Genomic DNA, 10,637 nt, shown 5'->3' with positions numbered 1-10,637 from the left:
GGTCCGGGGTGGACACCGTCACCACGATGCCCACCCCGGCCTGCGTGGAAATCGGTCAGTCGTCGGTATTGGAATGCGGTTTGTCGACCGCCGTCAGCAGCTTCCCGACGTGCATCCGGCCGTCATGATCCAGCAGGTGTTGGTGCAGCCGAGGCTGCCCCACTGGCAGGTGAAGCAGGTGTAGAAGGTGAACGCCCGGTCACCGCCGAAGATGTCCGCCAGATCCGAGTCCAGGCCGCCGACGGCGCCCACCGGGCTCTCCGGCAGGAGGGCGATGTCGGCGTCGTCGAGCGTGGTGCGGAAGGCGGGGTCCTTCCATGCGCGCACAACCGTGTTGCTCATCAGCATCCCCAGCAGGTGCGGCAGGTCCACAGCGGGTAGCAGGTGAGGCAGGTGCGGAAGGTGTAGGGCTCCCCGTTGCAGCAGCCCATCGTCGCGGTGGACTCGGTGCCGGCGCCCCGGGTCCCGTCCGTGACCATCTCACCCAACTCGACCCGGCCGACCGGGTGGGCCGGCAGCACGGCGAGCTCGCTGTCGTCGAGAGTGGCCCGGAAAACCGGGTCCTTCCACGCCCTCGCAGCAGTTTCCATGATTTCTCCGATCGATAGAAGAAGTGTCGCCACGCCTGCCGCACCAACCGCGTGACGGGTGCGGAGATTGCGGCGGGCGGCGATGAGCCCGCGGTCAGAACAGGCGACGGAATCGGAAACTCGGCTCGGCCAGGAACCGGTGCCGCCCGATGGCGGCAGAAGCCACACTGGACGCCGCCGGCTCACCGGTCAAGACCGACGGCGACCGGCTCTACCGCGACTGAATCGGCAGCGAACCGAGCGTCGACCGGAAAACAACCGGCGTCTGAAACGCTCATTCCGCTCGGCCAGAACAGCGACGGTTCGCGATCTGACGAGGGGAGGTGACAGAAATGACGGAACGACCGGAACTCGTCGAGGACCCGATCGGTCAGCTGGACCTGACCGACCTCGACCAGGAGATCAACGGTGGTAGCAGCGCGGTGTGCTTCACCATCACGGTCACGATCTCCACCTTCAAGCACAGCATCTGTGGCACCTGCGGCATCTTCAGCGTCGGCTGCTGCTGATCTCGCGACGGCGATCGGCACTCCGGTCGCGTCACCGGGTGGGCGGAGACGCCCGCCGTCTCCGCCCACCCGGAACCCGTTCCATCGTGACGAGCCGCAACGGAGAGACGTGATGGCCCCACGCAACACCGCAACGAGCGATCGCGCCGACCTCGGCAGCGACGTGTTCGACCGACCAGCCTGGTGGGCTGCCCTGTCCCTGGAGGAACGGCGGCGTGTGCCGGTGCCCGACACCGAGGCCGCCCGCAGCCGGGGCGCGCGCCGGCTCGACGCCTGGCGGACCGTCCGGGCCGCCACCGGCGGACTGGAGCCGAACCTCGCCCGGTGGCACGAGGCGGGCCTCAGCGAGGAGGAGTTGGAGCTGCTCCTCGGGGAGTCCTCCGACAGCCTGCGCGACCGGGTGCCGCAGCCACCGTCGTGGCTGACGAGCGTGGCCCAGGCGTGGTCCACCGACCCCGCCGACCTGCCCGCGTTCGACGCCGGCCCGACGGCCGACCTGGGACCGACCGCCGACCTGCTCGCGCTGGTGCACCCGTTGTCGCACCGCTATCAGCAGCGGTTGCACGAGGAGGTGCGCCGGCTCGCCCGTGACCTCGGCCACCGGGGCGATGTTCCGCCGCACCATCCGTTGCTGCGGCCGAACCACGAGGTCCACCTGGCGATGATCAGTCCGGTGCTCGCGGTCCACCTGCAGCGCGCACGCAGCGCGGGGACACTCTCCGGTGACACGCCGGCAGCACGGTTCGGCGATTTCGCCCGGCAGCTTCGCCAGCCCGCGTACGCCCTGCGGATCCTCGCCGAGTATCCGACGCTCACCCGGGAGCTCGTCGACGAGATGGAGACGTGGCTGACGGTACGCAGCGAGCTGGCCCGACGCGTGCTGGCCGATCTGCCGGCGCTGCGCGCGGAGTTCGGCCTGACCGCCGCCTCGCTCGACGATCTGGTAGAGGTGCAGACCGGTGCCGGCGACACGCACCGCGGCGGGCGGAGCGTCGCGATCCTCACCTTCGCCGGCGGCGGCAAGGTGGTCTACAAGCCACGCCCGCTCGCCGTCGAGTCGCACTTCTACGCCCTGGTCGACTGGCTCAACGCCAAGGGGATGGCCTGCCCACTGCGCCGGCTGGCCATCGTGGAGCGAACGGGGTACGGCTGGGTCGAGTTCGTCCACCCCGAGAGCTGCGCCGACGAGGAGGGGCTGCGCCGCTTCTACTGGCGCCAGGGCGCGTACCTGAGCCTGCTGTACCTGCTGCGCGCCTCGGACATCCACCTGGAGAACGTCATCGCCGCCGGCGAGCACCCGGTGATCGTCGACCTGGAAGCGATCTTCCAGCAGGCTCGGCCGACCACCGACAGCCGGCCGCTGGTGCTGCCCGCCGAGGCGATGCAGCGCATCGAGGAGTCCGTGCTGTCGATCGGCCTGCTGCCGCAGCGCCTGATCCAGCAGGACGGCGACGCGGTGGTGACCACCGAGCTGTCCGGGATGGCCGGCGGGCGAGGAGACCTGAGCCCGATGAAGGTGCCGCGGTGGCAGGACACCGGCACCGACCAGATGCGGCGGACCCGGGCCCGCATGGAGATGCCCGGCGGGCACAACCTGCCCACGGTCGCCGGCACCGCGGCGGACCCCGCCCGGTACAAGGCTGACCTGGTCGCCGGCTTCGAAGCCTGCTACCGGCTGCTGCTCGCGCACCGTGACGAGCTGGTCGCACCCGACGGGCCGGTTGCCGCGTTCGCCGCGGACGAGATCCGGTTCATCGTGCTGCCCACCATGGTGTACGGCCGCATCCTCGGCGAATCCTGGCACCCGGTGGTGCTGGGCGACGCCCTGGACCGGGAGTGCCTGTTCGAGGTCCTCGCCACCCGCCACCCCGAGTTGGTCGCTGACCGAGCCGTCGCCGCCAGTGAGATCCGGCAGCTCGCCCGGCGGGACATCCCGTTCTTCCGGACCCGACCCGACTCCCGGGACCTGTACGACGACCGCGGCCTCGTCGTACGCGACTTCTTCCCCCACCGCGGACTGGACCTCGTCCGGGACCGGATCGCCGGGCTCTCCGCCGCCGACCTGCGCCAACAGAGCTGGGCCGTGTCGGCGTCGCTGGCCGCGCTGCAACTCGGCGACGGCCAGGGGACCATCGCACCCCGGACGCGCGCGGCGCCGGCCGAGGAGATCGACCAGGCGCTCGCCGAGCGGGCCGCCGTCCGCCTGGGCGACCGACTCCTCGAGACCGCGCTCGGCGACCCGACCCGGCCGGTGTGGCTGACCCTCGCGCTCGTCACCGACCGGCACTGGAGCGTCGTACCCACGGCGTTCGAGAGCTACAGCGGGCTGTCCGGGATCGCGGTGTTCCTCGGCCAACTCGGCGAGCGGACCGGCCTGGCGCGGTTCCGGTCCGCGGCCGAGGCGATCGCCGCGATGCTCAGCGGACACGTCGACGCCCTGCTCGACTGGCCGGAGACCGACCGTGACCTGCTCGGCATCGGGGGCTTCAGCGAACTGGGCGGCTACGTCCACGCGCTGACCCAGCTCGGCGCGCTGTGGCGAGCGCAACCGCTGCTGGACCAGGCACGTCGGCTCGTCCCGGAACTGCTCCGGCGGTTCGACGGCGACCGCCACCTCGACGTGGTCGCGGGCACCGCCGGGGCGGCGCTCGCGCTGCGCGCCCTGCACTCGGTCGATCCGGACGAGCGGACGTCGGTGGCGCTGCGGGCGGCCGGCGACCACCTGCTCGCCACCGCCTCGGCCCACGACCCCGGGTTGGCGTGGCCGTCCGCGATCCCCGCGCGATCGCCGCTGCTCGGCTTCTCGCACGGGGTGTCCGGCATCGCCTACGCACTCGCCGAGATCGCCCGGGTGACGGGCGGGCAGCGCTACCTCGACGCGGCCGAGCGTGCCGTGCGGTACGAGCACCTCCAGTACGACGCCGCCGCGGGCAACTGGCCCGACCACCGCGACGTCACCCCGCCGGGCACGTTCATGAACGCGTGGTGTCACGGTGCGGCCGGCGTCGCGTTGGCCCGCGCGGCCATGCTCGGCACCGTGCCCATCCCCGAGGTGCGCGCCGACCTCGACGCGGCGGTCGCCTCGGTGCGGCGCAGCCTCACCTCGGGCGAGCTGCTCACCGGCACCGGCAACGACTGCCTGTGCCACGGCGACCTCGGCCTGGCGGAAGCCCTGCTCACCGCCGGTCTGGCCACCGGCGACGGGACTCTCGTCGCGACGGCGCGCAGGGCGACGCGCGCGGTCGCCGAGACGGTGCTCGCCGGCGAGGAGCTCTGCGGCGTACCGCAGGGGATGCACGTGCCGGGACTGCTGATGGGTGCCGCCGGCATCGGCTACGGGCTGCTGCGGGCCGCTCGGCCCGACCGCACGCCGAACGTCCTGCTGCTGGCTCCGCCGGTCGGCGCGGCGCCCCGCGACCGCCAACCACCCGGCCCGGCCACCGCCGCCGCCCGTGCCGTCGCCGAGGAGGAAGCGTGACCCGCGTACCGGTGATCGTCCAGATGAGCAGCACCGAGTGCGGGCCGAGCTGCCTGGCCATGGTGCTCGGCGGGCTGGGACGCGCCACCGAGGTCCGGGAGTTGCGCGCCCACTTCGGGGTGGGACGCGACGGCACCAGCGCCCGCCGCATCCTGGAGGTGGCCCGCGAGTACGGGCTGGCCGCACGGGGACTGCGGGTGAACGAGGCCGGGCTGGCCGGCGTCCGCCTGCCCGCCATCGCACACTGGGGCGAGGACCACTTCACGGTGCTGGAGAAGGTCGGGCGGCGCCGGATCCGGATGGTGGATCCCGGACACGGCCGGCGCCGGCTGACGCACGAGGAGTTCTTCGCGGAGTTCTCCGGCACCGTGCTGGAGTTCACGCCGGAAGAGTCGATGCGGCGCCGGCGCCGCCCGATCCGCGACCACCTCGCCCTGCGGTTCCTCCGTGACCTGGTCCGGCTGGCGCCGCTGCTCATGGTGTTGGCCGTGGCGCTCTCGGCCGTGGTGCAGGTGCTCGGGCTCGCCTCCGCCTGGGCGACGAAGTACGGCGTGGACGTCCTCATCGGGCAGCGGGCGGACACCCTGTCCCTCTTCGCCCTCGGTGTGGGCGCGTACATCGCGACGCACACCCTCGCCACCCTCTCCCGGGGGCTGGCGCTGCTGGTGCTCCAACGTCGGCTCGACGGCACCCTGGGTGAGCGTTTCATGGGCCACCTGATGCGGCTGCCGTACGCGTACTTCCAGACCCGCGGCGCGGGCGACCTGATGGGCCGGCTGAGCAGCAACATGGCGGTGCGGGACATGCTGACCTCGCAGCTGGCCACGCTCCTGCTCGACACCGTCTTCGTCTTCATCTACACCGCCCTGCTGGTGGCGCTGAGCCCGGCGTACGCGGCGGTGGTCGCGGTCCTGGCGGTTGCCCAGTTCGGCATCGTGCTGAGCACCATCCGGCTGGTCCACGAGCGTGCCCAGCGCGAGCTGGCCGCCGACGCGAAGGCGCAGAGCAGCGCGATCGACGCGCTGGCCGGGGCGGAGTTCCTGAAGAGTTCCGGGCTGTCCAACTGGGCGTTGCGCCGGTGGGCCGACCGGTTCACCGTGTCGGTGCGGGCCGGGTTCGAGCGGCGGCGGCTGGACCTCGTCAACGAGTCGGCGATGGGGATGTTCCAGGTCGCGGCGCCGCTGGTGCTCCTCCTGTTCGGCGTCGTCCAGGTGGTGGCCGGCCGGATGTCGCTCGGCACGATGCTCGGCCTGAACGTCGTCGCCGGGCTGCTGCTGGCTCCCGTCGGGCAGGTGATGGGTGCGTTGCGTTACCTCCAGACGATCGGGTCCCACCTGGAGCGCATCTACGACGTGCTGGACGAGGAACCGGAACGGGCGTGCCCGCAGGCCCACCAGCCGGTCGAGCTGCGCGGCGAGATCGAGCTGCGCGGGGTCGACTTCCGGTACGACCTCGGCACACCGCTGGTGCTCAAGAACATCGACCTGCGGGTCGCGGCCGGGTCGAAGGTGGCGGTCGTCGGGTCCACCGGCTCCGGCAAGACCACCCTGGTGCGGCTGCTCACCGGGCTGCTGCGGGCGAGCGCCGGGAGCGTCCTGGTGGACGGGCGGCCCCTCGACGAGTACGACCTGGAGCCGCTACGCCAGCGCTTCGGCGTGGTCACCCAGTTCCCGTACATCTTCGGCGGTTCCATCCGCGACAACCTGACGCTCGGCCGGCTCGACGTCACCGACGACGAGCTGCGCGAGGCGTTGCGCAAGGTGCAGTTCCTGCCGGATCTGGAGCGCATGCCGATGGGCCTGAGCACCGGCGTCGGTGAGGGCGGCGGCGCGCTCTCCGGTGGCCAGCGGCAGCGGCTGGCGATCGCCCGGGCGTTGCTGGCCAGGACGAACGTGCTCCTGCTCGACGAGGCGACCAGCCACCTGGACACCCTGACCGAGGCGGCGATCGCCGCCGAACTGTCGGCGCTCGGCTGCACCCGGATCGTGATCGCACACCGGATCAGCACGGTCAGCGACGCCGACCAGATCGTCGTGCTGCATCAGGGCGAGATCATCGAGCGCGGCACCCACGAGGAGCTGATGACACTGGGCGGCCGGTACGCCGAGCTGGCGCGGCGGCAGACGGGTCGGTTGACGGAGCGTGCGACAGCCGGGGGTTAGTGCGGTGCCCACTGACGTTTCACCGGGCGACACCCGTCGTGGCCCGGCACCAGCGCCAAGCCGACGATCTCAACCGGCAGTGGATCAGGCGCTACCGGGCGGAGACCGCCGACGTATGATCCGCCTGGCGTCGGCCTCCGGTGGGAGGCCGACGCCGTGGCGCGATCAGAAGGGCCAATGCCCGCGGGACCCCGCCTCGATGAGCGGGATCATCGCGAACGCCGCGTCGGACAGGCCGCCGAACGTGTGCCGGTTCCCGGCCGTCGGGGCGTGCCCGATCCGGTATCCGGCCAGGTTCCAGGTGTACACCGGCACCTGCCCGGGCACCGCGGCCGTCACGTCCACCGAACGGTGCCAGTGCGCCTGCTCGTCGGTGAGGATGACCACCCGGTCGTGCCCGGCGTAGTGCCGACGCACCGCCTTCTCGGTCTCGGTCCCGCCGCCGTAGAAATAGCCGTCCTCCTTGAACCGGCGCACCGCCGCCAGCACCGACTCGCCCGCGACGGCCGGGAACACCCGCGTGTCGTGGGAGAAGGACACGACCGTCGCGTCCTGCGCGCGGGCGGCCAGCGCCAGGCCGAACACGGTGGCCGCGTCCCAGCAGCGCAGCGTGCCGTCCTTGCTGAAGGCGCTGTTCATCGAGCCCGACGTGTCGATCAGGACCAGCGTCCGGCCGTCCAGGGCGGGCACGTTCGCCAGCGCGTGCTGCAACGCCTTCTCCAGCGGGTACCCCCACCGCAGGCTCGGTGCCGCGTTGTAGGCCGACAGGAAACGCATCGGCAGCACCCGCGACCTGGCGACCTCGCCCGGGTCGGACAGCTTGGCCGCCACCGTCTCGGCGACGGCGTCGCTGACGCCGGCCTGGTCGAAGTTGCGGAGGTTGCGCAGCAGCGCCAGGTAGCCCATCGTCGGGATGATCGCCTCCCAGGCCGGGGCGTCCATCGCCGTCTGCCGCCAGCCGGCGAGGGCCTCCCACGTCATACCGGCCGCGCCCAGCACCGCCGGGTCGGTGATCTCCTGACGCCGCTCGACCGGCAACGCCATGAGCTCGGCCCGCGCCGCCAGCACGGTCAGCGACGCCGGCAGCGGGTTGTCCCGCTGGTGCCGCCGGTCCAGCGCGTGCCGGAACAGGTCACCCTGCCGCTCGTCCCGCGCGGTCGGGTGGGTCAGGTCGACGACGTCCCCGAACCGGACCGCGTTGCGGTCGGAGTCGTACTTGAGCAGGCTCCGCTCGTGGTACAGCCGCACGGCCGCGTCGGCGATGCCCCGTTTGACCGGCTTGGGCAGCGCCCGGCCGTGGCGACCCAGCCAGTAGGCGAGCGCCTCGCCCGGCTCGTCCGCGCGCTGCAACGCCGAGTCCACGATGGAGCGCGACCCGGGAATGCCGGCCGCCACCTGCGCGCGGGCGCCCTCGAGGGCGGCCACGACAGCCGCCGAACGCAGCATCGCGCCGGTGCGCAGCCACGGTACGAAGCGGGCGAACCAGTCGGGGTCGGCGACGGCGACGGTGGCGACCAGCTCACGGAACCGGGCGTCCCGGTCGGCGGCGCCCTCGTAGAAGGTGTCCTCGCCGACCATGTTCGACACGCCGAGCAGGAACAGTTCCGTCCGCGGCTCGCGGGCGAAACCCGGGGCACCCTCGGCGGTGACGACCTCGTAGTCGTCCTCGTGTCGGTTCCTGCGCAGCTTGAGGTTGAACTTGGCCATCACGTCCCCATGTTTCGTACGAGAGGACGCGGCCACACGCACACCCGAGACCAGAGTCGGCGACGGACTTGTCCGCCGCTCTGTCCGATTGAGCTACCCGCCCGAAGGCGTGGGGGGACTCGAACCCCCAACCTGCGGATCCGTGAAGTAACCGTCGCCTGCGCACCGGGTGTGGTGTGGTCGCGCCTCCCGAGATCGGAGCCGGCGACGGACGGGTCCTTCGCCGGGGCGTTCGCCCCTCCAGATGTAACCGTCACCTTCGCACCGGGAAGTGCGGACCCGACCGTAGCGGCGGCACCGGCGGCCGGGCAACGGAGTTTGCCGTTCCACGATGGTGGGTGGCTGGAACGGTCGCGCCGCGTACCCGAGACCAGAAGGTCGACGACGGAATGCCTATTGCTCTGCCGACTGAGCTACCAGCACAACGGCTGGAGGGGACTCGAACCCCCGACCCATAGATTAGAAGTATCCGTCGTCTGCGCACCGGGTACGCGGCGTGAGCACGTCCCGAGACCGACAACGGCGACGGGCTCGTTCGGGAAAGAAGTATCCGTCACCTTCGCACCGGGACGTGCGACGAGAACGTACAGGCTGAGGCGCCGGAGCGGCAAGGGGTTTCGCGTCCGTAGGCGTTCACGCCGCTCACCCGAGATCGAGGTCGGACACGGCGTGTGCGGGTTCGAACCGCAAGGCCCTTCTTTGTGGGCCCTCTACCAGAAGTAACCGTATCCATCGCACCGGGTAAGCGGCGTGAACGCGCCTCCCGAGGTCGAAGCGGCAACGGAGACCGGCCCTCGCGGGCCAAGGTGACCTGGGCCGCTGGTCGACACCGCGCATCGGCGGCGGCGGGATTCGAACCCGCGTCTCCCCGTGGGAAGCGGAAGTAGCCGTTGCCTGCGCACCGGGAGGTGCCGGACCACGGTACCCACCCCGTACAGGTGAGCCAACCGCAATTGCCGCCCGAACGGCGGAAGGTCAGCGGCCGCCGCGCTTGTGCTTGGAACGGCTTGTGAACGCGGCACCGTCCCGCTTCGGGGCGGCCGACGACCGCCGCGGCGTACGCCGGGGGAACCAGCGCCCGAACGGGACGCGGGACAGGGCCAGGGGGACCGCCCCGACCAGGATCCCGAAACCGACGGCGCCCAGCCCTCCCTGTACGCGGCCCCGGTGCCCGCTGAGCTGGTCGAAGTCGGTGACGAAGTCGCTCGGATCGCGCCGGTTGACCCAGATCGGCACCTCGTCGCCGATGGACCGGCACACCTCGAAGCAGGCGACCTCCCGCGTGTACGTCCGGCCGGACAGCTCGTACCGGACGTGCATCGTGGTCGACGTGCCGCCACGCTTGGACACGCGGTCGTAGACGAGTGCCCGCGCCGGCACACCCTGCGCCCGCAGGTCGGTCTTCCAGTCGTCGAGCGCGTACTGGGTGTGGAACGGCAGCCAGAGCAGCGCGCCGCCGACCACCAGCAGCAGCATGCAGCCGGCGGTCACCCAGGCCGGGGACCGTCGCGGTGTGATCGCGGCACGCACCCGGCCATCGTGCCGGCCGCCCGCAACCCCGACCCGGAGCGGGCGGCGGGACCTCTTCGCCTCCTTCGCATCGAGGGAGGCAGGCATTCAAATGGCTCGGCTCCAGGCAGCTCAAACGCCGTTTCCCGCGTGGGAGAAGGCCGATGGCTAGCCGTCCCGGTCGAGCCCATCCAACAGGGCGGCGGCCTGCGTGAGCTGGCCTTGATGGAAGACGGGGATCCCGGCGCGGACCAGCAGTTCGGCGGCCAGACCGCGCCCGGGGATCGTGCGGCCCGTGAACGACCCGTCGTGCACCTGGCTGGTGCCGCACGTCGGACTGCGGTCCACCAGAACGGCGAGGACCACCCCGGCCGCCCGGGCCCGGTCGACGGCCCGTCGCGCCGCCACCCGGAACAGGTCTGTGACGTCCCGCCCGGTCACCTCCCGCACCCTGCCGTCACCGTCGAGCACCTCCGCCGCGACGCCGCCGATGATTTCGGCCGGTGGCCGGGGCACCGGCAACCCCACCGACAGTTCGGGACAGAACGACACCAGGCGACCCTCGGCGGCCCAGCGGTCCCAGATCGGCGAGCAGACATCCACCCCGGTCGCGTTGAACCGGACCGGGCTGCCCCCCAGACAGCCGCTCACCAGCACCCTGCGCACCGGAGCACCGTAACCG

Annotated in this window: 8 protein-coding genes; 3 read left to right on the top strand and 5 right to left on the bottom strand. The window is 71.9% G+C overall.

What is annotated here, in order from left to right; all coding sequences use genetic code 11:
* Positions 1 to 93 precede the first annotated feature (93 nt).
* Together ACGF5G_RS18920 and ACGF5G_RS18915 are read right to left on the bottom strand one after the other, a co-directional pair.
* A complete protein-coding gene (locus tag ACGF5G_RS18920; RefSeq protein WP_357464787.1) occupies positions 94 to 342 on the bottom strand; it encodes a mersacidin/lichenicidin family type 2 lantibiotic in 249 nt (82 codons plus the stop codon).
* Entirely contained in the window at positions 342 to 590 is a 249-nt protein-coding gene (locus ACGF5G_RS18915; protein WP_393264291.1) for a mersacidin/lichenicidin family type 2 lantibiotic, read from the bottom strand. The genes ACGF5G_RS18920 and ACGF5G_RS18915 overlap by 1 nt, the downstream gene beginning before the upstream one ends.
* Before the next feature lie 332 nt (positions 591 to 922).
* Here ACGF5G_RS18915 and ACGF5G_RS18910 point away from each other — a divergent pair, with 332 nt between their 5' ends.
* The 3 genes from ACGF5G_RS18910 to ACGF5G_RS18900 all read left to right on the top strand — a co-directional run bounded on the left by ACGF5G_RS18910 (position 923) and on the right by ACGF5G_RS18900 (position 6,739).
* Positions 923 to 1,099, top strand: a complete 177-nt coding sequence (locus ACGF5G_RS18910; RefSeq protein ID WP_176737180.1) for a hypothetical protein — start codon at positions 923 to 925, stop codon at positions 1,097 to 1,099.
* Between the two features lie 112 nt (positions 1,100 to 1,211).
* Positions 1,212 to 4,577, top strand: coding sequence for a type 2 lanthipeptide synthetase LanM family protein (locus ACGF5G_RS18905; protein ID WP_393264287.1), 3,366 nt, complete (start codon positions 1,212 to 1,214; stop codon positions 4,575 to 4,577).
* Positions 4,574 to 6,739 carry a peptidase domain-containing ABC transporter gene (locus ACGF5G_RS18900; protein ID WP_393264284.1) on the top strand — a complete coding sequence of 722 codons (2,166 nt, stop codon included), beginning with the start codon at positions 4,574 to 4,576 and terminating at the stop codon, positions 6,737 to 6,739. The genes ACGF5G_RS18905 and ACGF5G_RS18900 overlap by 4 nt, the downstream gene beginning before the upstream one ends.
* Before the next feature lie 165 nt (positions 6,740 to 6,904).
* On the opposite strand, the gene ACGF5G_RS18895 is transcribed toward ACGF5G_RS18900, so the two are convergent.
* The 3 genes from ACGF5G_RS18895 to ACGF5G_RS18885 all read right to left on the bottom strand — a co-directional run bounded on the left by ACGF5G_RS18895 (position 6,905) and on the right by ACGF5G_RS18885 (position 10,621).
* Positions 6,905 to 8,446: a TROVE domain-containing protein gene (locus tag ACGF5G_RS18895; RefSeq protein ID WP_393264456.1), complete on the bottom strand. Its 1,542-nt coding sequence runs from the start codon at positions 8,444 to 8,446 to the stop codon at positions 6,905 to 6,907.
* A 975-nt stretch (positions 8,447 to 9,421) separates the two neighbouring features.
* Positions 9,422 to 9,976: a DUF3592 domain-containing protein gene (locus ACGF5G_RS18890; protein WP_393264281.1), complete on the bottom strand. Its 555-nt coding sequence runs from the start codon at positions 9,974 to 9,976 to the stop codon at positions 9,422 to 9,424.
* 147 nt (positions 9,977 to 10,123) lie between these two features.
* Positions 10,124 to 10,621, bottom strand: coding sequence for a DUF523 domain-containing protein (locus tag ACGF5G_RS18885; protein ID WP_393264278.1), 498 nt, complete (start codon positions 10,619 to 10,621; stop codon positions 10,124 to 10,126).
* Between the last annotated feature and the right edge of the window lie 16 nt (positions 10,622 to 10,637).

The organism is Micromonospora sp. NPDC047730 (assembly GCF_043204765.1).
GTDB lineage: Bacteria > Actinomycetota > Actinomycetes > Mycobacteriales > Micromonosporaceae > Micromonospora.
The sequence above is the reverse complement of the archived record's forward strand: the minus strand, read 5'-3'. Positions and strand labels throughout refer to the sequence as shown.